The following is a 24,618-nucleotide window of genomic DNA, read 5'->3' as shown; positions in this document are numbered from 1 at the left end:
TTAATAGAAACTAAATAATTGGCAAATTATGTGATAAAATAGTACTATATAATTAGAAAATGGCAAATCTATTGAAAAATAGAGACGCAAAACCACAGATCTAAGGTGAATTTTCACGATGATGGCTGGGTTACCTGATAAGTATCACAGGGGAACCTATACATTTTTGTATGGGTTTTTTATATGAGTTTCGTTAGATCCTTCAGTATGAAATAGTCGTGAAGCTCGATAAATTACGTGAAAAGTAATTGTTAAGAGAATCTGTTTAAATGGTAATACCAGACAAGGAGCTAAGAATTATGCGCAAAATAAATTACAAGCTTGTTAGTTTATTTATTTTCATAGTAGCGTTGACCGTCATGGCGCAATATATTTCCATACCCCTGATCTTCGGTGTTACGTTAAGCTTCGCTCCTATCCTTTACTTAGCTTCTATTCGCCTGTTTGGCGTGAGATTTGCTCTTTTGTTAGTTAGCGTAATGAGCGGAATTACTTATTTTACAGGCATGGATAACGGCTTTGTTTTCTACAGTATCATAGAAGTATTGTTAATTGGTTCTTTATATGTAACAAAAAGAAAAGATTTATTTACCTGGAGTTTCGCCTATTCTTTATTGATATTCTTAGTGTATTCTCTAATCGTTTTATTTTTTTCTGATTTATTACCTCATTCCCGTGTGCTGACAGATTTCCTGGTTGTTCAATCGGTGACTGAAATATTATTTGCAGCACTTGTAGCGGATATAATTTGCGATTACCTACCATTAATACCAAAATTAAAAAGGTATTTTGGACATCAGCACCGCTTATACTTTGGTCAGGTTATATCGCATCTGTTAATCTTCTCTGCAGTTCTTCCATTACTGATCATCATCTTAGTCAATACAAAACAGATGGAGAGTGACTTATATCAACTATATCAGGAAGAACACCAACAGTTATCGGAGCAAATTCAATATAAGATTGATGAGATGGATTCCGGTGAGATTCAAAGTTATCAATTGGATGCGGTAACCGAAAAAGCAAGGATTAAGGAAGTATTTGATCAGTTTATAGGTCAATCTAATAAGCGGATTTTTATACTGGATCAGAATAATCAATTATGGGTTGATGCAAATCAACTGACAGTCGATACAAATATTGAATATTTTACAACGGGTTTTGTTAAAGAAATACATAATGATGGGTTCATTTGGCTGCCTGTCCGAACTCCATCCATTTTTGACTGGTCGCAAGGTTATTATATAGGGGAAATGAAGTTCTTAAATAAAAGTACGTTTCTTGTTATTCCGACTAACGGTAAAGTATTGGAATTAACACGTGACTTAATTGATTATTTATTGTTTGCACTGTTCGTTTTGTTCGTGGCTTTGTTTTTTGGCATGCTTGTCAATAGAATTTTATCCAATTCCTTAACGCGTCTTACTCAGATGACAAGTGATCTTCCTGAGAAAATGCAGCGCCAGGATAATTTTTACTGGCGAGATACATCCATTTTTGAATTTTCAAAACTAGGGCTGAATATTGAAAAAGTAGCAAATCGTCTTCAGTCGATGTTTATTGAAGTAAGAAAGAAAAATGATCTATTAACTGCCCGGACTGATCAGCTAATGGAATCGGAAGCAAAGCTCTATCAATTAGCACATTTTGACACACTTACTGATTTACCCAATCGCCACTCTTTTCATACAGATTTAACTGAGTGCTTAGATCGTGAGGTGCGTGAGGAGCGATTTGCTATTATTTTTATAGATTTAGATAAATTTAAACAAGTGAATGATACACTCGGTCATAGTGGTGGTGATTTGCTTTTGCAAGTATTTGCAAAGAGATTAATAGAATTTCAACAGACAATGCCCGTTATTTTTTATCGTTTGGCGGGTGATGAATTCGTAGGTATTGTGGAATTATCGAGAAATGAAGAAGTTAATCAACTCTGTGATGAGTTACTGACAATTATTCAGCAGCCACTACTGGTTAATAGAAAGGAAATACTTCTCTCTGCGAGTATCGGACTCAGCTTTTACCCAGATCACGGAAATACGATTGATCAATTATTACACCATGCCGATACGTTAATGTATGAAGAGAAAAAACTTCATCATAATACATTGAAAACAGCTAAGGAGGCGGACAATTGAAAAAAGTTGGCAAAAAGATAATATTTATCTTGTTATTGCTACTGTGCGGGTGTAGTAATGCGGATTTCACTTCTTTTCAATCGTCTCCATTAGCGCCAGAACTTCTAATACAAGAAGAAGTTCAGGGAGAACAACAGCGACTGGAAGTGTGGACTAATACCAATATATTCAGCGAGTCATTACCTGGTTTTCTCGAGAGCCATCAAGGGGTAGAAGTGACAATTAAAGTGTTTGATAAGGACGAATTGCTGGACAAGTACAGAAGAAGTTTAATTGCGGGTGAATCACCGGATGTATTCGTCATCCCAGACAATTTCCTAGGTGAGTTCTCTGATATTACTGGCTTTGAGAACTTGCTTAATGAACCTTACTATGATGAAGATTTTTTTGCTGAGAGACCTTCTAGCTTATTAAAACGCTATCAGGATGAAAAAAAACAAACGATGTTCGCAATGCCGTTATTGTTCTTTCCATATGTAACGTTTTATCGAGCGGATATATTACGTGAGTATGGATATCCAACTGATCCTTATCAATTAGCAATCTTCCTAAAGGAACGCAGTAATTGGATGGAAATGGCACAGGAATTAGCCCAGGATGGACGTTACATTTTGGAATCTGAGCATAAGCTGATCGAGATGCTCTTAAGAACGAATTATTTTTTGGATGACCAATATCATTATTTAGCAGCGGAACCGCCTTTCTCTACCGCGTTTGTAGCAGCAAGTAGTGCAGCTGGTTTTGAGTTAAGTCCTTATTTAAATATATGGGATTCTAATGGTCAAACAGCACTCAAAGCAAATCAATTAGTGATGTTTCAGGCGGCGAGTTATACACTTGAAAACTTAAAAGAATGGGTTCCTGATCAGGCAGGTAAATGGGGGATGACCAGTTTGCCATTTGACGTGGCAGGAATTGATAATAATGCCAGCATGTCGATCGCTATTTCAGAAACAAGTAAACAAAAAGAGCTGGCATGGGCATTTATTCAAAAGATGTCAGACGATATGCTTCATATGTATAAGAATGTAGAGCATGATTCGTATCTTCTTAATCAAGACTTAGAACAATTATATTGGATGGTGTTACATAAAGAATTACCGGGTAAACCACATTCACTGGACCAGCAAATTTTCTTTTACTGGAATGCGGCGTTAAAAAATTTTAATGACGGCAAAGCTATAACATATGAAACAATTGATCAGGTTAACCAGCAAATTTTAAATGCGATTAAATATGATCAGCGTGCATTACATAACTATTTGACAAATACAGAATAGCTTCGTATATATCGATTTTACTTTGCAGATGCTAAGTGAGAGGTGATAATGATGGTTCACAATAAAAAAGCGAAAGTCGGCGAAAAAAATTATCAGCCCGACGATTATCAGCAATCAGACGAACGTAGTAAAGGTCTAGCAACAACACATGAACAAGCAACAGACACATTAAAAGAAGGTTACAATGAAGAAACTGGGGCGGAAGAGTCGTAACCACAAATAAAAGTCGAACATAACACGAAAAACAGACATCGTGTTATGTTCGACTTTTCTCTTATATTTGTAGTATTTATGTGGTGAAAAAGTGTGGAATTAAAATTTGAGGGGAAATCTATCCAGTATACTTGCTTTAGGCAAGTTCCATCATTTTAAAACTGTCATAGAATAGTTTGACGTCAATTGACTAAGAATTAGAGGCTGTTCTGAAAGAAATTGCTTGATTCGTATATTTCAGATATAATATTCTGTGCATTTTATGATATGATTAAAGATGTGTTTCTGAAATTATTTTCTAAATAACGAGTTAACGTCATATAGTAGAAGTGATGTACGAATGTTATAAGTTGAGATTGAAAAGGGAGCGTTCAATTGTGTTTATCGAAGTTGATCAATTAAATATACATTATAAACAAACAGGAGAGGGTCGTCCAATTGTGATGTTGCATGGTTGGGGAACGAGTCTCGATTTATTTGATGACCTGCAGCAGAAGTTGAGTAACCAATTTCAAGTTACTTCACTTGATTTTCCTGGATTCGGGGCAAGTGATGACCCCAGTGAATCATGGAATGTTGATCAATACACAGATTTTTTAGAGAAGTTTTTGCAAAAATTACAAATAACAAATCCAATTTTAATTGGTCACTCTTTCGGAGGGCGTGTATCGATAAAATATGCTGATCGCCATCAGCAAGGTGTGCACAAAATCATCTTGATTGGCAGTGCCGGTATTAAGCCGAAACGAAAATTAGATTATTATGTAAAAGTATATAGTTATAAAACGTTAAAAAAAGTACTTAGTTTACCTGGAATCAACCGTTATAAAGACGATATAATTGCAAAGTATCGCGGAAAAGCTGGTTCTGCTGACTATCAAAATGCTTCTCGCGTAATGCAGCAAACGTTAAGTAAGGTTGTGAATGAAGATCTGCAAAATCATATGCCAAATATTAAAGCACCTACTTTGCTTATTTGGGGAGAAAATGATACCGCTACGCCTGTTAGTGATGCAAAGGTGATGGAACAATTAATCCCTAATGCGGGTCTGGCTGTCATCGAAAATGCTACCCATTACGTGTTTCTTGAGCACAAGCAGCGGGTAGCCATTATTATAGATACTTTTTTAGAAGAAGATAAAGGAGCAGTATGATCATGCAAATCGTTTTAAGCTTATTAAGTGTCATATGGATCGCCTATTTGTATTTTCGAGTTAAACAGGGCCTTCATATGTTGCAATTGAACAGTTATTTTAATAATCGTTTATACAGGTGGATGACAGGGCACCGGATGCGTGTTTTTCCTGTCAATGAATGGCTGGCGCTAGCCGTTGCCATCATTTATTATTTTACGGAAAATTGGATTGTTTTTTTGATCGTGTTATTAGGACTTTTCGTACCAAGAAACAAACAAGAGAAGAAAAAGCTTGTTGTAACAGCCCGGGTAAAACGTCTGATCATTACAATAGCCATTATTTATCTCTTTTTGATTGCTACTAGCTTGCATTTCATCTGGAATAATTATCCATTAAGCTATGCAGTATTCGTGATCGTATTAGGATCATTGTTTACATATGCTATTATTTTATTAGCTAATCTAATAAATCGTCCGATCGAAAATAGAATTAAAGAGCACTATTACCAGGATGCAAAACGGATTATTGATAGTGCCAAAAATACAAGAAAAGTTGGTATTACAGGAAGTTTCGGGAAAACAAGTACAAAATTCATCCTGGATACGATCTTATCTTCTCATTTTAATACATTGAAAACACCGAACAGTTTCAATACAAAAATCGGGGTTACGATTACTATCCGTAATTCATTGAAACCATACCATGATGTATTCATTGCAGAAATGGGAGCAAAAGAGCCTGGCAATATTCAGGAAATCTGTGAGCTTGTTGGTCATAAATATGCGATTCTTACAGCCATTGGCGAACAGCATCTAGAGACATTTAAAACATTAGAAAATATTAAAAAGACAAAATTTGAAATTGTTGAAACATTACCAGAGGATGGTATCGCCTTTTTAAATGGTGATGATGAGAATATTATGTCTTATACACCAAAGAATCCTTGTCGCAAAGTTTATTTTGCGATTGATGATCAAAAGGCTGATTATGTGGCTTCTAACATACGTTTCCACAATAAAGGGACGACATTCACCGTTTCAAATAAAGCAGGAACATTGCATGCTGATTTTGAGACGAAATTGTTAGGGAAGCATAATGTTTACAATATTTTAGCAGCGATAAGTGTTGCTTGGGAAATGGATGTACCGTTAAATAAACTGCAGTTAGGTGTAAAGAAAATTCAGGCAGTTAAACACAGAATGGAAATAAAAAAAGGTTTCGGTAATTTAACAGTAATCGACGATAGCTTCAACTCTAATCCGACTGGTTCAAGAATGGCATTAGAAGTATTAGGTACAATGGAAGGCTTTAAAGTACTTGTGACACCAGGTATGGTTGAGCTGGGCGATAAAGAGTATGAGTATAACAAAATGTTTGGACAGTATGCAGCTGATGCCTGTGATTATGTTATACTAGTCGGTGCTAAACAAACTAAACCTATTCAGGATGGGCTTCGTGAGAAGAATTATCCAGAGGATCAATTGTTTATCGCTACCGATTTAAATCATGCAATATCCCAAATCCAGGCGTTGAATCGTCAAGACGCTATTATTTTATTAGAAAACGATTTGCCGGACACTTACAATGAGTAAGCATACCCGGTCATGAGATTGAAGGAGGAAAAGGACTGTGAAAACAAAAGTAGCCGTCATTTTTGGTGGTGTATCAGTAGAGCACGAAGTATCGGTTATTTCGGCTCTGCAGGCAATTAATGCCATGGACTCATCTAAATATGAAGCAATTCCAGTATATATAAGTAAATCACGTGAGTGGTATACAGGTGAGGTATTAAAAGATATTGAGAATTATAAAAATCTGGATCAGCTGTTTAAAGATGCTGACAAAGTCGTGTTTGAACAGGAAAATGAGAATACGATTGTTTTAAAGAAAAAAGAACGTTCCATGTTTTCAAAAGGGGTAATTACAGACATCGATGTAGTTTTTCCAGTTATTCATGGTACGAACGGGGAAGACGGTTCTTTACAAGGCTATTTGGAATTATTAGGTCTGCCGTATGTAGGCTGTGATGTAGCTTCATCTGCGGCCGGAATGGATAAAGTAATGATGAAGCAAATCTTAAGGGACGCTGGTGTTCCAATCGTAGATTATCAATGGTTTTATGCTAGTCAGTGGCATGAAGACCAGGAGAAAATCAAGCAACTAGCGGAACAAGTAGGCTACCCGGTTATTGTGAAGCCTGCTAACTTAGGTTCAAGTGTGGGTATATCCAAAGCAGCTAATGCGGAAGAATTAGAAGAAGCTGTAGATTTGGCTGTTTCTTATAGTTTCAAAGTAATCATCGAGAAAATGGTAACAGATTTAACAGAAGTAAATTGCTCTGTTATCGGAGATTACGAACAGGTTGAAAGCTCAGTATGTGAACAGGTATTAAGCACAGATGAAATTCTCTCTTATGCTGATAAATACCAAAGCGGAGGGAAAACGGGTGATACTAAGGGAATGGAAAGTGTCAACCGGGTTATACCTGCAGAAATTTCTGAAGAGGCAACGACTAAAGTAAAACAATTAGCTGAACAAACTTTTAAATTATTAAATGCTAGCGGCGTATCACGAATTGACTTTTTACTGAATCCCGACGGTGAAGTATTCGTCAATGAAATCAATACCATCCCTGGTTCCTTGTCATTTTATCTGTGGGAACCAAGCGGAAAGAACTTTGAACAGCTGACGGATCAATTGATTCAGCTTGCCTTAAAGAGGGAAAGAGAACGTCAATCGATTCAATTCTCTATCGATACCAACCTTTTCTCTCTTCATAGCAAAAATGGCGGATCCAAAGGAAAATAAAACGGAGCACAGAAAATCAATATGGATTTTCTGTGCTTTTTTATCATAAGTCAAGAAAGTATAAATTTTGGGCTATATGATGTTCGCTGACAGAAACGGCCACGTCCGGCTCCAGCGCCCAGAGACTAGGCGAATTCCTGCACCGCTCTATGATAAAGAAGATAAAGTTGAGTTCCTATAATATGGATTATGTTAACTAGCCGCTTTATGCTTAGTGTTAATTTTGAAATGATTTATGTGCTTGGATACCGCTCCGTCCAACCACTCCGCGTCCTGCGGGGCACGGCTGAAGCTAACTTTGTGAAGAAGGGCGCTTCACAAAGTGGATCTTCAGCGCCTGCATAATCCCGCGGGAGTCTCCGTGGTTGGCCTACGCTAGAATTGGGATTCTACAATTTTTGGTAGAGCTAGCATATTGATCGTATGCATAAATAATAGTTATTGAAAAATGCCTAAAACCACTGCTTTTTGCAGTTACATCCGTTGTAGCACTTTCCTTAAGCGTAGGAAATAGGCGGAGACTCCAGTGGAATCAGCGCGAGCTGAAGATCCACTTCATTTGTGCCTGTGTCTGCAAGCATTGCTTCGAAGTAAGCTTCCTCGGCACAAGGCAGCAAGGAAGCATTTACAGGTAGTAGCCTAGCTGAAGCCGTGCCCACAGGACGCGGAGCCTATTTCCGGAGCTCTGCTAAGCAGATAAACGATATCAAAATGACCATCTTGAAATACAGCCTTTGTTAACACAATCCATATTATAGGAAGTTGTTTATTAATTAAGTCAATTAGGACCGGGTGGTTTATGCCCGATTTTTCTTATATTTCAAAAAAAGATTAAAAGATGCTTAAAATATACAGTTTAGTTGTGCGGGGATGTCAATCCGTCCGCCTTGCAGGACGTGGGGTATATTTCCGTAGCTTTGTTTCACACATAAAACATTTCAAGATTACCACTAAGTCATACAGTTCTAACATAATCCATAATATAAGAAGTTTAGCGGAATGGATATTTATGTTAAAATATGCTTATGAATGAAAAAGGAGTTTGTATGATGCTGCAAATTATTTTGATTATAGCAATGATTGTTTCCTTCGTGTATACGGTCCGTCAAAGAAAAAAAGCAAGTATCACAGGGTTTAAAACTTACCTGACGCCACTTTGTTTCCAGTTGAATGCAGTTGTCTACCTGTGTGCCTATTGGTTTGACGTTATTGGCATTATCAGCTGGATGCTTATGATTTTTCTATTCTTATTGGCTGCATACTTTATGAAATATTCGGCAGCAGTTACCAGTAGTGAAAGTTAATTAACATAATTTGGAATCGTGTGTGTTGAAAGGAGACGGATAGCTTATGGAAGACGAAGTGTTAAATGTGTTCGACGATAAAGGAAGTTGTACAGGTGTAGCCACTCGTGCAGATGTACATACCTATGGTTATTGGCATGAAGTATTTCATTGCTGGTTTATTAGTAGAGAATCGAATGCAGATTACGTATACATACAATTACGGAGTGACAGCAAGAAGGACTATCCAGGGCTTTTTGATATTACTGCAGCAGGTCATTTGCTGGCAAATGAAACGGTAGAAGATGGTGTTCGAGAAATTAAAGAAGAGTTAGGCGTCACGCTTCGTTTCGATCAATTAAATGCCTTAGGAATCATTACGTATACGAATGTAGTGGAGAACTTTATTGATAAAGAAATGGCAAATGTATTCTTGTACTGCAGTTCCTTGGATTTCGAGGATTTTACGCTTCAGGAAGAAGAGGTAGCCGGCATAGTAAAGGTCACTTTTCAGGATTTTTTCGATTTGTGGGTAGGAGACAGAGAGCAGATCCATATGGAAGGATTCACTGTGAAAGAAAAGAAGAAGAAGTGGATCGAAGGGAACATTGGAACAAACCATTTTGTACCACATCAAACTATGTTCTATCAGTCTGTTGCGGAACGTATTAAAAATTATATTTCGTTTATAGACGTGAAAAGAGGCGAACGACTTGGATATCAAAAAAGATAATTTGCAAGGGGAAGAAATAAAAGAGTTAATTATAGATCATTTAAACAGTATGACTTTGCATTCCCCTCCAGAGAGTATCCATGCTTTGAACCTGGATGAATTACGAAAACCAGAGCTTACATTCTGGACGGTGTGGGAAGGAAGTGAATTACTTGGATGTGGGGCCTTAAAGGAGCTGAGTGCGACGGATGGTGAAATAAAATCGATGAAAACATCGCCTCAGCATTTGCGTAAAGGTGTTTCAACTTGTTTATTGCAATTTATAATCGATGAGGCGAAGCAGAGAGGATATACACGACTTAGTTTAGAGACTGGTTCTATGGCTGCATTTGCCCCCGCGAGAAAGCTCTATGAAAAATTTGGCTTCCATTATTGTAATCCATTTTCCAATTATAGAGAAGATGAGAACAGTGTTTTCATGACAAAAGAAATTTACTGATTAGTAAGATAACATTCATAAGGGTGATTGCATGTTGAAATTAGTACGTCAAATTATCGCAGTTATTGTTTTGTTCATCTGTATTTACGGTTTTTTTTCTAGTATTCAGCCAGTGATGCCTTACATACTGTTTGGTTTGGCCATTATTTTGTTATTGATGGGTGCAGAGGAATGGCGTGAAGGAAAAGCTAAGGCATGCCTCTACTTTGCTACCTCTATTCTTACTATGATTGTACTGATCCAGGTTATTTACTAACATGTAATGACACACCACTATCCCCGATAGATTTGCTTCAAATAAACAGAAGGAGACATTCCAGTAATTTTCTTAAAAACACGACTGAAATAAAAAGGGTTTGCAAAACCTAATAAATCGCTAACCTCTGATACATTATAATTTTCTTTTCGGAATAAATGAATCGCTTTTTCGATTATCCGCTCATTTTGATATTGGGTAACGCTTTTACCTGTCTGTTCTTTAAAAATGGTAGAGAGATAGGCATAATTCATCCCCAGTGTATCAGCGATTTCATCACTGGCTAGTTTATGATCATCATGTTCATCCATTAATTGAATCATTTTCGCTACCATGCGATTCGATTTTTTATTAGTGTAAGCTTCAAGACGCTGTGTGTATAATTCTAAGAAAAATTGGTGAGCATGCATGGATAAGAGCATTGGTCTCATTGGATGCTGCGATTCATACCATTCCATTAACTGGTCAAGCTGTGCTTCCGCGTATCCAGTATGTGCTACTTTACCACTTTTTGGCATCGTTACTTTGGTATGGTATTCATCCTGGTGAATCAGCGACGTTTTTCCAAAGATATTATATTCAGGTAACGATTCTGATGAAGCATTATCATAAAAATGAATATAAAACCAATTGGATCCAGATTGATAAAAGTCATCCCCCCAATGATGAACATTCTTTCTAAGAAAAAGATAGTTACCTTTTGTGAGAATGAATTCCTCGCCATCTTCGATAACTTGAAGCCTGCCCCTTGTTACATAAACAAATACATGTAAATCTGGCATTACACGATCTGGGTGCTTTAAGACCCCATCTCTGTCCTCCATCCGACCGATTTCTTGAATTAATGAAAGAGAATGATTGCAGATTGCTACAGAATGATCCATGAATACCACCCTTTCTTTCGTTGTTAATGTTAGTTTATCATAATTCCAAAAAAAAGATATGTAATTAGATTAATAATGAATGTACTTTTGGAGCTTTTCACTTCATACTAGAGGCAACGTTTTCATTTTGGAGGTAGGTATCATGCAAAACATTCGATTATTAGAAGGTATGTTTAAACAATCTCAACTTAAAGGAAAAGAGTATTTACTCTATTTAGATGTAGACCGTCTTATTGCGCCATGTTACGAAGCTGCTGGTCAACAAGCGAAAAAATCGCGTTATGGTGGATGGGAAGAAAAAGAGATAGCAGGTCATTCGCTTGGTCATTGGCTATCAGCAGCTGCTGCTATGTACCATGTTACACAAGATTTGCAATTGAAAGAAAAAATAGATTACGCATTAACGGAGTTAGCGTATGTTCAATCCTTTGATAAAGATGGCTATATCAGTGGTTTTCCAAGAGACTGTTTTGACCAGGTCTTTACCGGTGAATTTGAAGTAGGCCATTTTAGTTTAGGAGGTTCATGGGTTCCTTGGTATTCAATTGATAAAATATTTGCAGGATTAATCGATGTGTATCAATTGCTAAAGGATGATCGTGCACTGGAAATCGTAAAAAAGCTAGCTGACTGGGCTTATAGCGGATTAAAACATTTGACTGAAGAACAATTTCAAAAGATGTTAATCTGTGAGCACGGTGGGATGATGGAGGTTTTTGCAAATCTATATGTCATAACAGAAGATAAAAGATTTCTAGAATTAGCTGAAAGATTTTATCACCAGGCAGTATTAGATCCATTAGCTAATAAAGAGGATGATTTAGAGGGGAAACATGCCAATACACAATTCCCTAAAGTTATCGGTGCAGCCAAACTGTACAATATTACTGGACAAGATAAATATAGAACGATAGCAGAATATTTCTGGAATCAAGTTGTAAATTACAGAACCTATGCAATCGGGGGCAATAGTATCAGAGAACACTTTGGCCCGGAAAATGATGAAGAGTTGGGGATTCTGACTACAGAAACTTGTAATACTTATAACATGCTGATATTGACAGAATTGCTATTTGAATGGAATCATTCTGCTCATTACTATGATTATTACGAGCGGGCGTTGTATAATCATATATTGGCTTCTGAGGATCCGGATTCGGGGATGAAAACATATTTTGTTTCGTCACAGCCTGGCCATTTTAAAGTATATCATTCACATGATCACTCTTTTTGGTGCTGTACGGGAACAGGAATGGAAAATTCGGCAAGATACAATCGGCGTATTTTTGAAAAGATTGCCGATCGTTTATATGTCCATTTATTTATTGCGGCGGAATGGAATGATGGTGAGCTGATTGTTAAACAACAAACAAAGTTCCCGTATCAAGAATCTACGACCATTCAAATTGAGAAAACAGAGGAGGGAATCAAAGAAATAGCAATTCGAAAACCGAACTGGGCGGCTAAAGATCTAACCATCACGGTTAATGGGCAAGAAGTGGCAACTACCGAAACAGGAGGCTATTTGTTGATTAACTACGATTTTCGTGCTGGCGATCAGATCGACTGTTCGCTCCCAATGAATCTGCATCGTTATGATGCTAAAGATGATGAAACTAAACAGGTTTTGATGTATGGTCCGGTTATTCTAGCTGGTGCATTGGGAACAGAAAACTTTCCTGAGACAGATATTTTGAATGACCACCTTTCCTTGAATCATCATCCATTGATTGACGTACCTACTCTTGTTACAGACAGTGCACTGGAAGGTCAGGTAACTTGCACAGATTCTGACCGACTATATTTCGAAACAGATGCGATTGGATATCCTGGCCAGCAACGAATGAAGTTGAAACCTTTCTATGATATTCATCATGAGCGTTATACGATTTATTGGTACGTAATGTCTCATGCGCTCTATAAAGAACGTGGTGATGCAGAATTAAAGCAAAAGGCGAAAGAGCAGGCGATTATTGTGGATGAAGTGACTCCTCATGAACAACAGCCAGAGGTTGAACATCACCTGCAAGCAGTTCATTCAACATCTGGCTATAACAATGATGTCCACAGTGGGTGGCGTGATGCACGAGATGGTGGATTTTTTAGCTATCAATTGAAAGTAGAGCAAGATCGAGATATGTATGTATATGTTACGTATAACCGGAGTGATTTTACCATAGAGGAAAATGGTCGAGAGTATCAACGCCATTTTGATATACTGGTAGAGGGAGAAGTAATTGCAACGGAGCACTTTACAACGCCAAACATTGGAGCACTTTACGGAAAAAGCTATCCCGTGCCAGCAGCTCTAATGAAAGATAAAGACGCCGTAACGGTGACATTTACTGCAAGGGAAGATGCTGTTGCGGGAGGAGTTTATCATGTTCGTATGCTAAACGAAGCATCTTTCTCATCATAAGAAAATAAGAAGATCCCCTTAATAAAAGGGGATCTTCTTTTTAGGTGGAGTAGGGTACCCTGCCTCTATTTATATTAGCTATAGAAAGAAGCACCAACAATAATTAACAAAATGAATAGTACAACGATTAAGGCAAAACCGCTGCCGTATCCACCGCCATATCCACTACCATACCCACCGCATGGATTGCATCCGTAGTAACTCATCTAAAATCAACCTCCTTGTGTGTTATCACTATATAATGTATGTATGTCATGGAAATAAGTTAGGGTATATGACCATATTTTTTAAAAATGGGCGGTGAATAAGCCTGAAAAAAACATTGTTAGATATATTAACAAAAGAGTATTGGCATGCAGGAACCTTTGTTATATTATATGTAACTTATTAATTAGTGAATGTGGAAAGTTCATTAATTAATACAATACATGTAAGCCTAAAATTTAGTCCACTTTAGCCTGCTTATATGTATGATAGCTTGTTGCTCCCCTATCCATTTAAGGTGTCTGTTTTCACAAAACACAAAGAAACCAGCTTTTTAAAAGCTGGTTTTTTTGTGTTCATGATAAATTTCTCTACACAATACCAAGCTTTGCTAGTCCGTTGTGAATGCCGGAGTCTTCAACGGAGGTTGTCTTGTGTTTCGCATAGGCAAATAATTCCTGATTGGCATTTCCCATGGCAAAGCTGTGTTCGACTGCTTGTAGCATTTGTTTATCGTTCAGGCCATCACCAAATGCAATGGCCTGTGAGGGTTCGATAGCTAATTGCTTTAACGTATGCTGAATGGCATGGCCTTTATTGACACTTTCGCGGATGACATCATAGTTGTGTTCAAGACCCTGAACATTGACCTGAGAAAAATAGATGCTCTCGTTAGGCAGCTCATATAGCACTGGTTCTTGAGGTTTCACGTTCATAACGGTAATTCCCAGAATATCATCGCGATAACGTTGATCATACAGTTGATAATCTTTAAGATGGAAGTAATCGATAAATTCCTTCACATAATCTTTTGTCCTATTGGTTAAAAGATTCAACTGATTTGTATACAAGATCATTTCATGCTGCTGTTGCTTGGCCACTTCCAGATAATGATCAATTATTTCACCATCTAACGGTTCATTAACAATAGTTTTGCCATTATAAACAGCATAAGCACCATTGTAACCAATTAATGACTCAATTTGTAAGGTCTCGGCAATTTCATCAATTTCATGAAGTGGGCGACCAGTCGCAAGGAAAACTTCAATACCTTGCGACTGAGCTTGTTTTACTGCTTCTATCGTTGAAGCTTCGATCGAGTGATCCTTCCTTAAGATCGTGCCATCAATATCTAAAAATAAAGCTTTAAAGTTGTTCATCATTTTCCCCTCAATTGTTGGATGTACTAAAATGTAAAGTTCTTTAACTGCTCTCCGCTCGATTCTTCATAGCCTTTCATATATTTGATGCGACGTTGCGCGGATGATTGGTTGACCTGTTCATCAGCATGGTAGGAAGAACGGACAAGTGGTCCTGCTTCACAATGCTTAAAACCTTTTGTTAAAGCGATCTGTTTTAATTCCTCAAACTCATCGGGGTGATAGTACCGTTCTACATTCAAATGTTTCTTTGTTGGCTGCAGGTACTGACCGATAGTCATGATATCTACGTTGTTTGCACGCAGATCATCCATTGTTTCAATGATTTCTTCTTTTGTTTCTCCTAATCCTACCATAATACTTGATTTTGTTGGTGTATTAGGAGCTATTTCCTTCACGCGGCGTAATAATTCCAAAGAACGATCATACATGGCAATAGCCCGTACTCTTTTTGTCAAACGTCGAACGGTTTCAATATTATGATTAAAAATATCTGGAGCACTGTCCATTAATGTATGTAAGCTTTCATAATCTCCCTTCATATCAGATGGCAGAATTTCAATTGTACATCCTGGCACCTTCGCTTTGATTTGTCGGACTGTTTCAGCGAAAACAGCAGCACCACCGTCTTTTAAATCATCACGTGCAACTGCAGTTACAACTACATGCTTTAATTCCATAATTTCAACAGATTCAGCAACTCTAGCAGGCTCTCCCCAGTCTAACTCGTTAGGAAGACCAGTTTTTACTGCACAGAATCGGCAGCCTCTTGTACAAGTATCGCCTAAAATCATAAATGTAGCGGTTTTTCTTTCACTCCAGCATTCATGTATATTCGGACATCTTGCCTCTTCACATACAGTATTTAATCGTTTATCTCTCATTAAATGCTTCAAGCGGTTATAGGATTTGTTGGTATTAATTTTAATTTTCAGCCAATCAGGTTTACGAACATGTTCTTCTTTCTTTGCCATGTTGCTCACTCCTATCTCGAAAGATTCCAATCATTTTGTAAATATTTTTCATGCAATAACGTATCGATTTTCTGTTGCTGTTCTTCATTAAAATGAAAAGTTCTCAATTGTATATCCAAGCCTTTTTCGAACCCATTCTTAAAAGCATTCTGCGCCTCACTCATTGAAATAGTACGTTTTGCTGCATCATTTAATGAGATTGCTTTTCCTTGAAATGCTTCTCGTGCTCTTTGTTTGACTTGTTCATTCCGGTAAATAAATAGATCATAGAGCTGGTGGTTATCGACCGTGAGAGGGATCGAACCATGCTGTAAGATCACACCATTTTTTCTTGTTTGGGCACTTCCGGCGGCTTTCTTATTATCGACTACTAATTCATACCAGGAAGGTTCTTCGAAACAAACAGCAGATTGGGAGGATGACCTTTTGTCTTTAGGTATCGAAAAATCTGCTTCAATTCCTAATTCTTGAAAACCATTTAATAAGCCTTTGGAGAGCACTAAGTATGCCTCTTTAACCGATCGAGGCATTTTAGGGTGATCTTCTGAGACTATAATGCTGTAAGTTAATTCATTATCGTGCAGCACTGCTCTGCCACCAGTAAGTCTTCTGACTAATCCTATGTTGTGACGATTGACGGCTTCCAGATCTATTTTATTCGTTGTCTTTTGGAAATATCCAATCGATAACCCAGCGGGCTTCCATTGGTAAAACCGAATAATGGGCGGAAGCAGCTTTTCACTGTGCCATCGTAATAAACATTCATCCACTGCCATGTTATATGCTGGTGATTGTTTGCCTGTATCAATAAAGTACCAAGTCTCCGTCATCGTATTTTTATTTTTTCTCCAAAAATATAGAGAAAAAAATGTGCCTCCCTTCCTTTAATTATCAAATAATTCCATAATTTATGGTACATCCTTGATAAGATTCTGTCAAAAGATTGCGATCATTATGAAAATAAAGTCAATATGTTATAGTGAAAGAGTCAGAGATGGGAGATAGAGAAGATGAGCGGCTTTAATGAACAATTTTTTATATCGATTGTTATCATTGCAATTGGTTATGTATTAAAAAGAATGAACATTGTAAAAGAAAAAGATGGGGAAGGCATAGCGCGAGTGATTTTTAATTTGACATTACCTTGTCTTATTATTGTCACTTTTAGTGATATGGAATTTACAGCTTCTTTATTTTATTTAATTGTTATCGCCTTTATTTATGGGATCCTCAATGCGTTTGCAGGACTGTTTGTTTTCCGAAAACATAGTAAGGAGATGAAAGGTACTTTTGGCATGATGGTACCTGGTTTGAACATCGGTTTATTTGCTTATCCACTTGTGGAAGGCTTATTTGGCTTTGAAGGACTTCAATATTTTGGTATGTTTGATGTGGGGAACGCCTTTATTGTATTTGGTCTAAGCTATATCATTGCAGGTGTCTATGCCGGGAATGCGGGGATGCTGGAGACACGATCGATTATTTTGAAGTTAGCTAAATCGATTCCACTGCAAACGTATCTCATTATGTGTTTGCTTAATATTTTCGACTTTTCCTTACCGAACGCGGTATTAGATGTAACAAGTGTTATTTCTGTGGCAAATATGCCGCTTTCCTTATTATTGCTAGGACTTTATTTGAATTTTTCTTTTGCTAAAGGTTATGGTAAGTTGCTTAGTAAATTTTTGTTAACTAAATATGGTATTGGATTAATTACCGGGTTCGCTTGTTATCTATGGCTGCCGGTCGACGATATGTTTAAGTTCACATTATTAATCGGTTTTATCTTACCCACGCCTGCATCGGTATTGCCCTATGCGATCATGTTTGGCTATAACCAACGAATGGTTGGTACTGCTTCTAACCTGACAATGATGATTAGTTTTGTGTTAATCTGGTGCATCGTGAATATTGTAGTTTAATAGGTTCGTGGAATAATGAAATCCGGAGGTGAAGAGGATGAAACAAAAGCGTATTATTTTCATTACTGGTGCGACAAAAGGAATAGGACGTAACATGGCGATTTATTTTGCCAAGAGAAACTATATTGTAGTAGGAGCAGGCCGTGATGAACAGTTGTTGAATGAAGTTAGACAGCAGCTCCTGATGTATTCGGAAGAACATCGTATGGTAGCCATGGATGTGACGAACCTGGAGGAGGTTCATACTACGCTATCTTATGTATTGGACACTTTTGGCAAGATTGATGTATGGATTAATAATGCTGGATCTTTTCATGCAATAGGACCAACATGGGAAGTGAACCCTAATGACTTCACGCAGGATATGATGACGAATGTGATAGGGACGTATTATTGCACTTCGGTTATTACACCAGTTATGATCGATCAACAAGCTGGTAAGATCGTTAACCTTGTCGGTGCTGGTACGTTTACAGATTTTCCTTATGGAAATGGTTATAGTACATCAAATACGGCTATTGCAAGATTCACAGAAAATTTAGCAGCTGAATTAATGGATACAAATGTAGAAGTATATGCTTTCGATCCGGGCTTGAATGATACCGATATGACCAAGCATATAAGAGTTAGTGAAGAAGGGAAACGGTATTTATCAAAGGTTAGTGGATGGTTTGCCGAAGAGAAAAATGTGTCATGTGAAGCAGCACCTGCTTGGATAGAGAGAATAGTAGATGGTCAAGTAGTCGCATTTCAAGGCAGAATTATTTCTGTTTATGATGAACCGGAACAGCTACTCGAAACCCTGAAGAAAAACGAGGCGAAATACCGGTTGTTAAGATAGTGTCTCAAAAGTAACTAGTGAGGTGTTGTACATGTTTGATTTAACGGTTATGGAATGGATTATTATTATTTTTTCTGCTTTATTAATTGGGTTTGCCAAAGCGGGTGTAGCAAGTATGGGAATTCTGGTAGTTACCATATTTATGATGCTTTTCCCTGCGCGTGAGTCAATAGGCATATTGCTGCCATTGCTTATCGTTGGTGATTTATTCGCGGTGATCTATTATCGCAGAAACGTTGTATGGCGATATTTATTTTCCCTTGTTCCTTGGGTATTGATCGGAATACTGCTTGGATATGGTGTATTATTTTTCATTAGCAGTTCACAATTAAAGCCATTGATTGGGGTACTAGTACTTGCATTAATTGTCTTACATATAAGTCGTGAGAAAATGGGTGAGCGGTTCGTGGAACTGCTCCCAGAATCCAGGCTCTTTACTTTCCTAATGGGGATAACAGCTGGTTTTGCCACTATGATTGGTAATGCGGCTGGAGGGGTTATGGCGATTTATCTGATTGTGAAAGGGTTACCGAAGAAAGAATTCGTCGGTACCGGCGCATGGTTCTTCTTATTTGTGAATCTAGTGAAATTACCTTTTTATTTATCATTAGGAATCGTTACATGGGAAACATTATCGTTTAACAGTAAGCTTATCCCAGCCATCATTATTGGGGCGCTAATAGGAGTTAAGGTAATCAAAATCATGCCGCAAAAAGTGTTTCAAGTACTTGTATTAGTATTTGCTGCATTGGGTGCTATTCGGTTGATCATGGGATAAGGGTGACTGGGCGGATTATGATAGGATTTTTTAACAACGGAAAAGCTCTACGTAGTGAAAATTTAGTATTACTAAGTAAAAGAAAAACTCGGCATTCGCTAATAGATGAAGCGAATGCCGAGTTTTTTCATAAGTCAAGAAAGTATAAATTTTAGGCTATATGATGTTCGCTGACAGAAACGGCCACGTCAGGCTCCAGCGCCCAGAGACTAGGCGACTTCGCGAAATCGCCCTACGATAAGTCATTATCGATTCGCAAGCTCACCGTGATTCCTTTATCTCAGTTGATTCGCTCCACTTGCTACGTCTCTAAACGGGCGCTTGCGCCTTTGTTCATGTATCCAGTATGTCTTGGATTATTTTGAAATTGATTCTTTCACACTTGCTTTCAGACTGTTGGTGATGTCTGCTAGTAAATCGTTGACGTCTTCTACCCCTACCGATAAGCGGAATAATCGATCACTGATACCTCTGGCTTCTCTTTCATGTGGAGGCATTGCTGCGTGTGACATGGTGGCCGGATGGGACAAAATTGACTCGACTGCACCTAAACTGACAGCGAAGACAGGTATTGTCATATTGCTTACAAATTGTTCTGGATCGATTTGTTCGTGTAAAGTAAACGAAAGTACAGCTCCTGCGCTTGTAGATTGGCTGGCATGGATGTCTGCTCCAGGATGGTTCTTCAATCCAGGATAATAGACATGTTCAATGCCTTCGAGTTCTGTTAAGTTAGATGCAATTTTTTCTGCTGAACTGGCGCTTTTTTGAAAACGTGGTTCTAAGGTTTTCATTCCTTGCAGTAATTGATAACAATCCTTTGCACCTAAGATAGCGCCGTACGTATTTTGGACAAATTTCAGTCTGCCAGCGAGTTCTTCGCTTTTTGTCACAGCTAAGCCCGCTACAATATCACTGTGTCCGGATAAGAATTTTGTAGCACTGTGTAACACGATATCGACACCTAAGTCTAAAGGCTGCTGATATAAAGGTGTCATAAAAGTATTATCCAAATAAGTGAAACAGTCGTTTTCTTTCGCTAATGATACAACAGCACGAATATCTGTTATCTGTAATAAAGGATTAGCGGGTGTTTCGATGTATATCACTTTCGTGTTTGGCTGGATTGCTTCTTCCACCTCTATTATATTTGTCATGTCGACAAATGTATGATCAATCGAAAATTGCGCTAATAATTTGGTGACAAACCTGAAGGTACCACCATATACATCTTTACTGATGACTATATGATCTCCTGTTTCTAACAGCATAAAGGCAGAAGATATAGCCGCCATTCCGGAAGAGAACGCAAAGCCGGCAATTCCATTCTCCAACTTGGCAATCGTTGCTTCAAGCTGATCACGAGTTGGATTACCTGAGCGGCTGTAATCATATGGACCGAATTCGTGTAACTCTTGCTGGTGGTAAGTGGAAGATACATAGATTGGCGGATTTACTGCTCCTGTATATTTTTCATGATATCCTTGCTGATTTCCTCCATGTGCTAGTAACGTTTCTTTTTTATGTGTCATTTATTTCCCTCCTAATGCTTGGTCTAAATCTGCTTTAAGGTCTTCGATATTCTCAATCCCTACGGAAAAACGTAGTAATGTGTCGCTAATTCCACGACGCTCTAATTCATCTTTGGGGATATCCGCATGTGTCTGGGTGGTTGGATAGGTGATGAAACTCTCCACACCACCGAGACTTTCGGCAAAAGAAATGACTTTTAATTGTTCGAGAAATGGTGCAATTAAACTGTTATCAGTAACCCGAAAACTGATCATTGCTCCTTTGCCTGGATATAAGACATCATTCACTTGACTGTGCTCCCGCAGGAAAGCTGCTAAAATCTGAGCGTTTTGTTGTTGACGTTCTAAACGTAACGTGAGGGTTTTCATACCTCTAATCAGTAACATACTATCCAGGGGAGATAACACGGCTCCTATCGCATTATGTAAATAGAAGAGCTTCTCGCCAAGTTCATGGTCCTTGACGACGACAAGTCCAGCTAAGACATCGTTATGCCCGCCAAGGTACTTCGTTGCAGAATGTATTACTATATCTGCACCTTCCGTCAATGGCTGCTGTAAGTATGGCGTATAGAACGTATTATCGACAATTAACAGGACATCATGCTTTTTGGCAATGGCAGCCATATACTGGATGTCAATCTCCATTAATAATGGATTAGTTGGAGTTTCGATAAAGATTGCTTTCGTATTTTGGGTGATATGTCGTTCCATATTCTCTGGACTGACATATACTGGTGTAACACGATAAGATTGCTGCAAGTGTTGAAATAATCGGTAACTGCCACCGTATATGTCTTCCGTTACGAGAATCTCGTCTCCATGTTTAAATAAGGAGAACACTAATTGGATGGCCGCCATACCTGAAGAACAGGCAAATCCTTGAACGCCTTTCTCCAGTGACGCAATTGCTTCTTCGACAATTTCCCGTGTGGGGTTGGCGGTACGCGTATAATCGTATCCAGTCGACTGTCCAAGCGTTGGATGCTGATACGCAGTAGATAAATAGATTGGTGCTTCTACTGCACCTGTTCGTGGATCTTTTCTGTTGCCAATTTGGGCAAGAATAGTTTCAATTTGATTCATATTATGTACATCCTTTCTATAAATAAAAAAAGAGGTCTTCGATAAGTAGAAGACCTCCTTTATATCAGGCAGCATTCTCTTATCTTTGGCAAAAACCATCTGGAATTAGCACCATACAATATGCTTGCTGGTTGCTGAGGTATCATCGGGCCAGTCCCTAAACCTCTCTTGATAAGATTATATTTTTAATGGAAAATTAATACATTAATTGTACCTTATTTAGGAAGAAATTACAACAGTAATACAAAAAAATATTTTTATGGAATCCATTGACAATCCTTGTTCTATCTATTATAGTAAGTACAACACAAATTCAGTGGAAAATTATGAAAATAGTATAGCATCTTATCGAGAGAGAAGGAGGGAACTGGCCCTGTGAATTCTCAGCAACAGGCTTTATACGCACTGTGCTAAATCCAGCAGGTATATCTTGACAGATAAGTGGAACAGCCTCCTACTTCATCGTCAAGTAGGATTTTTTATAGGTATTAATCCGAGTTTTCAGATGGGTAATAGTGTAATAGTAATAAAATTTGACAGACAATAGCTGAAAGTTGGGATGAAAGATGTTAACGATAGTAGCGGTTTTAGCTGCATGTTTGTTTGCTTTTAATATTGGAGCAAGCGGATCAGCAGCAAGTATGAGTATTGCTTATGGATCAAAAGTAATAAAAAAGCGGAAGCATGCATTATGGATTGCTGGAGCAGGTGCCATAACAGGTGCTGTTTTAGGAGGAGAGCATGTAACGAAGACGCTCGGTAAAGGAATTATTCCGGAATCAATATTGGATGTGAAAGTAGCCTGTATTATATTAGTCGTATCTGCTTTCACATTACTCATTACAAATTACATCGGCATCCCGCTATCAACTAGTGAAGTGACTGTAGGAGCTATTATTGGTGTTGGGATAAGCTATCAACAATTGCATTTCCAGAACATATTGATGATTGTTTCATTCTGGTTGATTGTTCCTTTAGCAGCTTTTTTGATCACATTATGCTTAGAAAAATTAAGAAATAAAATTGCCAAACGATTTACGATTCGGCCACCGGTAAAGGTATTAGCCTTTTTATTGATTATAACTGGTGCGATCGAAGCAGTTGCAGCCGGAATGAATAATGTTGCAAATGCATTAGGCCCGCTAGTGGGGGCAGGTATTGCATCTATGGAAACAGGCTTACCATTAATGGCGCTAGTTGTAGCGTTGGGAAGTATTTTTTTCGGTGGCAGAGTGATCGAAACCAACGCAAAAAAGATTACTTCCTTGTCACTGGGAAATGGTGTTGTCATTTCAGGAGCTACTGGTGGACTCGTCATTGGTGCTTCGTTACTCGGTATTCCGATTCCGATGACACAGGTAACGACATCCGCGATTGTAGGTATTGGAGCAAGCAAAGATGTTTCCTCCGTTTGGAAGCAAAAGGTGATTCATCAAATTGCGAAAGTATGGGTCACTTCACCGATTGTCTCTCTAGTTATCTCTTTTATATTGACAGAGATTCTTGTACAACAAAGTTTTGAACAGGTCGTATTAGTAGTATTAGCGATCGTAGCAACTTATATTTTAGTAAGATACAGAGAAAAACCTGCAAAAGCAATGACAGGAAAAGGATGGGATCAACATGGGGAAAGTGTATTTAGTGGGAGCCGGACCAGGAGATGAAGAATTAATTACAGTAAAAGGCGTTCGAGCGATTAAAGAAGCAGATGTGATTCTGTATGATCGACTCGTTAATCATTCATTATTAGATTATGCCAAAGCAGATGCTGAACTGATTTTTTGTGGAAAGATGCCTCGAAAACATGGATTGATACAAGAAAAAATAAACGAGCAATTGATTTACCATGCCGGAAAAGGAAAAACGGTTACGAGATTAAAAGGAGGGGACCCCTTTATCTTCGGACGTGGAGGGGAAGAAGCACTGCATTTAGAAGAACATCAAATAGCGTACGAGGTAGTGCCAGGCATTACGTCTGCTATAAGTGCTGCTGCTTATGCAGGGATCCCGCTTACCCACAGGACAATCAGCGGTTCAGTCAGCTTTATCAATGGTTCTGATCCAGATGGAAAAACCGATGAAGAATGGCGTCACTTAGCACTGGGTGCTGATACACTTTGTTTTTATATGGGTGTGAGAAAATTTCCGATTATTTGTGAGAAATTAATGCAAGCTGGTCTGAAAGAAACAACGCCAGTATCGATCATTCACTGGGGAACATTCTCGCATCAAAAATCAATTGTAGCTGATTTGATTACGGTATCTGACAGGTTAGATGAGATTAGTAATCCGTCAATGATAGTAGTTGGGGAAGTCGTACGATTAAGAGAAAAAATCCGTTGGTTTGAAGAACAGAAGGAATCGATTCAATCTTTCAGTTAAAAAGGATGACTAGTGATTTTATCATTACTAGTCATTTTTTTGATAAGTCAAGAAAGTATAAATTTTGGGCTATATGATGTTCGCTGACAGAAACGGCCACGTCCGGCTCCAGCGCCCAGAGACTAGGCGACTTCGCGAAATCGCCCT

The 24,618-nt window shown here is 38.1% G+C and carries 23 protein-coding genes and 3 riboswitches; of the genes, 16 read left to right on the top strand and 7 right to left on the bottom strand.

What is annotated here, in order from left to right:
• Window positions 1–51: 51 nt before the first annotated feature.
• Window positions 52–138, top strand: a riboswitch (cyclic di-GMP riboswitch).
• Between the two features lie 161 nt (window positions 139–299).
• From MUN87_RS05695 to MUN87_RS05650, 10 genes are all read left to right on the top strand, one after another.
• Window positions 300–2,141: a diguanylate cyclase domain-containing protein gene (locus MUN87_RS05695; protein WP_244746708.1), complete on the top strand. Its 1,842-nt coding sequence runs from the start codon at window positions 300–302 to the stop codon at window positions 2,139–2,141.
• Window positions 2,138–3,421, top strand: coding sequence for an ABC transporter substrate-binding protein (locus MUN87_RS05690; RefSeq protein ID WP_244746707.1), 1,284 nt, complete (start codon window positions 2,138–2,140; stop codon window positions 3,419–3,421). The genes MUN87_RS05695 and MUN87_RS05690 overlap by 4 nt, the downstream gene beginning before the upstream one ends.
• 48 nt (window positions 3,422–3,469) lie before the next feature.
• Complete coding sequence (locus MUN87_RS05685) at window positions 3,470–3,634, top strand: DUF4025 domain-containing protein (RefSeq protein ID WP_244746705.1); 165 nt, start codon at window positions 3,470–3,472, stop codon at window positions 3,632–3,634.
• 377 nt (window positions 3,635–4,011) lie between these two features.
• Window positions 4,012–4,788 carry an alpha/beta fold hydrolase gene (locus tag MUN87_RS05680; RefSeq protein ID WP_244746704.1) on the top strand — a complete coding sequence of 259 codons (777 nt, stop codon included), beginning with the start codon at window positions 4,012–4,014 and terminating at the stop codon, window positions 4,786–4,788.
• A gap of 2 nt (window positions 4,789–4,790) precedes the next feature.
• Window positions 4,791–6,362 carry a UDP-N-acetylmuramoyl-tripeptide--D-alanyl-D-alanine ligase gene (locus MUN87_RS05675; RefSeq protein ID WP_244746702.1) on the top strand — a complete coding sequence of 524 codons (1,572 nt, stop codon included), beginning with the start codon at window positions 4,791–4,793 and terminating at the stop codon, window positions 6,360–6,362.
• 37 nt (window positions 6,363–6,399) lie between these two features.
• Entirely contained in the window at window positions 6,400–7,578 is a 1,179-nt protein-coding gene (locus MUN87_RS05670; protein WP_244746700.1) for a D-alanine--D-alanine ligase family protein, read from the top strand.
• Between the two features lie 1,046 nt (window positions 7,579–8,624).
• Window positions 8,625–8,882, top strand: coding sequence for a hypothetical protein (locus MUN87_RS05665; RefSeq protein WP_244746698.1), 258 nt, complete (start codon window positions 8,625–8,627; stop codon window positions 8,880–8,882).
• Window positions 8,883–8,928: 46 nt separating this feature from the next.
• Window positions 8,929–9,594: an NUDIX hydrolase gene (locus MUN87_RS05660; RefSeq protein ID WP_244746697.1), complete on the top strand. Its 666-nt coding sequence runs from the start codon at window positions 8,929–8,931 to the stop codon at window positions 9,592–9,594.
• Entirely contained in the window at window positions 9,575–10,033 is a 459-nt protein-coding gene (locus MUN87_RS05655) for a GNAT family N-acetyltransferase (protein ID WP_244746695.1), read from the top strand. Before MUN87_RS05660 ends, MUN87_RS05655 begins: the two co-directional genes overlap by 20 nt.
• Before the next feature lie 31 nt (window positions 10,034–10,064).
• Window positions 10,065–10,289 (top strand): hypothetical protein, encoded by a 225-nt coding sequence (locus MUN87_RS05650; RefSeq protein WP_244746694.1) that lies wholly within the window; start codon window positions 10,065–10,067, stop codon window positions 10,287–10,289.
• Between the two features lie 17 nt (window positions 10,290–10,306).
• Here MUN87_RS05650 and MUN87_RS05645 read toward each other — a convergent pair whose 3' ends face one another.
• The gene (locus MUN87_RS05645; RefSeq protein ID WP_244746692.1) at window positions 10,307–11,173 is read right to left on the bottom strand and encodes an AraC family transcriptional regulator; all 867 of its coding nucleotides are present in this window, start codon (window positions 11,171–11,173) and stop codon (window positions 10,307–10,309) included.
• Between the two features lie 142 nt (window positions 11,174–11,315).
• Here MUN87_RS05645 and MUN87_RS05640 point away from each other — a divergent pair, with 142 nt between their 5' ends.
• On the top strand, window positions 11,316–13,592 hold the full coding sequence (locus MUN87_RS05640) for a glycoside hydrolase family 127 protein (RefSeq protein ID WP_244746691.1): 2,277 nt from the start codon (window positions 11,316–11,318) through the stop codon (window positions 13,590–13,592).
• A gap of 74 nt (window positions 13,593–13,666) precedes the next feature.
• On the opposite strand, the gene MUN87_RS05635 is transcribed toward MUN87_RS05640, so the two are convergent.
• The 4 genes from MUN87_RS05635 to MUN87_RS05620 form a co-directional block, all read right to left on the bottom strand.
• Entirely contained in the window at window positions 13,667–13,798 is a 132-nt protein-coding gene (locus MUN87_RS05635; RefSeq protein WP_244746689.1) for a YjcZ family sporulation protein, read from the bottom strand.
• A 369-nt stretch (window positions 13,799–14,167) separates the two neighbouring features.
• Window positions 14,168–14,959, bottom strand: a complete 792-nt coding sequence (locus tag MUN87_RS05630; protein WP_369414005.1) for an HAD family hydrolase — start codon at window positions 14,957–14,959, stop codon at window positions 14,168–14,170.
• A gap of 23 nt (window positions 14,960–14,982) precedes the next feature.
• A complete protein-coding gene (gene lipA / locus MUN87_RS05625) occupies window positions 14,983–15,930 on the bottom strand; it encodes a lipoyl synthase (protein WP_244746687.1) in 948 nt (315 codons plus the stop codon).
• Window positions 15,931–15,941: 11 nt separating this feature from the next.
• Window positions 15,942–16,760, bottom strand: coding sequence for a lipoate--protein ligase family protein (locus MUN87_RS05620; RefSeq protein ID WP_244746685.1), 819 nt, complete (start codon window positions 16,758–16,760; stop codon window positions 15,942–15,944).
• A 180-nt stretch (window positions 16,761–16,940) separates the two neighbouring features.
• On the opposite strand from MUN87_RS05620, the gene MUN87_RS05615 reads away from it, so the two are divergent.
• The 3 genes from MUN87_RS05615 to MUN87_RS05605 are packed head-to-tail and all read left to right on the top strand — an operon-like array spanning window position 16,941 to window position 19,471.
• The gene (locus MUN87_RS05615; RefSeq protein WP_244746683.1) at window positions 16,941–17,852 is read left to right on the top strand and encodes an AEC family transporter; all 912 of its coding nucleotides are present in this window, start codon (window positions 16,941–16,943) and stop codon (window positions 17,850–17,852) included.
• A gap of 37 nt (window positions 17,853–17,889) precedes the next feature.
• Window positions 17,890–18,693 (top strand): SDR family NAD(P)-dependent oxidoreductase, encoded by an 804-nt coding sequence (locus MUN87_RS05610; protein WP_244746682.1) that lies wholly within the window; start codon window positions 17,890–17,892, stop codon window positions 18,691–18,693.
• A 31-nt stretch (window positions 18,694–18,724) separates the two neighbouring features.
• Entirely contained in the window at window positions 18,725–19,471 is a 747-nt protein-coding gene (locus tag MUN87_RS05605; RefSeq protein ID WP_244746681.1) for a sulfite exporter TauE/SafE family protein, read from the top strand.
• A 356-nt stretch (window positions 19,472–19,827) separates the two neighbouring features.
• Here MUN87_RS05605 and MUN87_RS05600 read toward each other — a convergent pair whose 3' ends face one another.
• Together MUN87_RS05600 and MUN87_RS05595 are read right to left on the bottom strand one after the other, a co-directional pair.
• Window positions 19,828–21,003, bottom strand: a complete 1,176-nt coding sequence (locus tag MUN87_RS05600; RefSeq protein ID WP_244746680.1) for an aminotransferase class I/II-fold pyridoxal phosphate-dependent enzyme — start codon at window positions 21,001–21,003, stop codon at window positions 19,828–19,830.
• Window positions 21,004–22,089 carry a methionine biosynthesis PLP-dependent protein gene (locus MUN87_RS05595; RefSeq protein ID WP_244746679.1) on the bottom strand — a complete coding sequence of 362 codons (1,086 nt, stop codon included), beginning with the start codon at window positions 22,087–22,089 and terminating at the stop codon, window positions 21,004–21,006.
• A 76-nt stretch (window positions 22,090–22,165) separates the two neighbouring features.
• A riboswitch (SAM riboswitch) is annotated at window positions 22,166–22,267 on the bottom strand.
• A gap of 164 nt (window positions 22,268–22,431) precedes the next feature.
• A riboswitch (SAM riboswitch) is annotated at window positions 22,432–22,533 on the top strand.
• A 122-nt stretch (window positions 22,534–22,655) separates the two neighbouring features.
• Between MUN87_RS05595 and cysP the strand changes: the two genes are divergently transcribed.
• On the top strand, window positions 22,656–23,753 hold the full coding sequence (gene cysP, locus MUN87_RS05590) for a sulfate permease (protein ID WP_244746678.1): 1,098 nt from the start codon (window positions 22,656–22,658) through the stop codon (window positions 23,751–23,753).
• Window positions 23,713–24,471, top strand: a complete 759-nt coding sequence (cobA, locus tag MUN87_RS05585) for a uroporphyrinogen-III C-methyltransferase (RefSeq protein ID WP_244746677.1) — start codon at window positions 23,713–23,715, stop codon at window positions 24,469–24,471. The genes cysP and cobA overlap by 41 nt, the downstream gene beginning before the upstream one ends.
• The last annotated feature ends 147 nt before the right edge of the window (window positions 24,472–24,618 follow it).

Source organism: Gracilibacillus salinarum (genome assembly GCF_022919575.1).
Lineage (GTDB): Bacteria > Bacillota > Bacilli > Bacillales > Amphibacillaceae > Gracilibacillus > Gracilibacillus salinarum.
Note: the sequence above shows the minus strand (reverse complement) of the source record. Positions and strands in the feature narration are given on the sequence as shown.

Bases quoted from the DNA above. Each gene is read 5' to 3' on its own strand.
- MUN87_RS05695 (WP_244746708.1), top strand. From the start codon at position 300: ATGCGCAAAATAAATTACAAGCTTGTTAGTTTATTTATTTTCATAGTA.
- MUN87_RS05685 (WP_244746705.1), top strand. From the start codon at position 3,470: ATGATGGTTCACAATAAAAAAGCGAAAGTCGGCGAAAAAAATTATCAG.
- MUN87_RS05675 (WP_244746702.1), top strand. From the start codon at position 4,791: ATGCAAATCGTTTTAAGCTTATTAAGTGTCATATGGATCGCCTATTTG.
- MUN87_RS05665 (WP_244746698.1), top strand. From the start codon at position 8,625: ATGATGCTGCAAATTATTTTGATTATAGCAATGATTGTTTCCTTCGTG.
- MUN87_RS05660 (WP_244746697.1), top strand. From the start codon at position 8,929: ATGGAAGACGAAGTGTTAAATGTGTTCGACGATAAAGGAAGTTGTACA.
- MUN87_RS05650 (WP_244746694.1), top strand. From the start codon at position 10,065: ATGTTGAAATTAGTACGTCAAATTATCGCAGTTATTGTTTTGTTCATC.
- MUN87_RS05645 (WP_244746692.1), bottom strand. From the start codon at position 11,173: ATGGATCATTCTGTAGCAATCTGCAATCATTCTCTTTCATTAATTCAA.
- MUN87_RS05640 (WP_244746691.1), top strand. From the start codon at position 11,316: ATGCAAAACATTCGATTATTAGAAGGTATGTTTAAACAATCTCAACTT.
- MUN87_RS05635 (WP_244746689.1), bottom strand. From the start codon at position 13,798: ATGAGTTACTACGGATGCAATCCATGCGGTGGGTATGGTAGTGGATAT.
- MUN87_RS05630 (WP_369414005.1), bottom strand. From the start codon at position 14,959: ATGATGAACAACTTTAAAGCTTTATTTTTAGATATTGATGGCACGATC.
- lipA (WP_244746687.1), bottom strand. From the start codon at position 15,930: ATGGCAAAGAAAGAAGAACATGTTCGTAAACCTGATTGGCTGAAAATT.
- MUN87_RS05620 (WP_244746685.1), bottom strand. From the start codon at position 16,760: ATGACGGAGACTTGGTACTTTATTGATACAGGCAAACAATCACCAGCA.
- MUN87_RS05615 (WP_244746683.1), top strand. From the start codon at position 16,941: ATGAGCGGCTTTAATGAACAATTTTTTATATCGATTGTTATCATTGCA.
- MUN87_RS05610 (WP_244746682.1), top strand. From the start codon at position 17,890: ATGAAACAAAAGCGTATTATTTTCATTACTGGTGCGACAAAAGGAATA.
- MUN87_RS05605 (WP_244746681.1), top strand. From the start codon at position 18,725: ATGTTTGATTTAACGGTTATGGAATGGATTATTATTATTTTTTCTGCT.
- MUN87_RS05600 (WP_244746680.1), bottom strand. From the start codon at position 21,003: ATGACACATAAAAAAGAAACGTTACTAGCACATGGAGGAAATCAGCAA.
- MUN87_RS05595 (WP_244746679.1), bottom strand. From the start codon at position 22,089: ATGAATCAAATTGAAACTATTCTTGCCCAAATTGGCAACAGAAAAGAT.
- cysP (WP_244746678.1), top strand. From the start codon at position 22,656: ATGTTAACGATAGTAGCGGTTTTAGCTGCATGTTTGTTTGCTTTTAAT.
- cobA (WP_244746677.1), top strand. From the start codon at position 23,713: ATGGGGAAAGTGTATTTAGTGGGAGCCGGACCAGGAGATGAAGAATTA.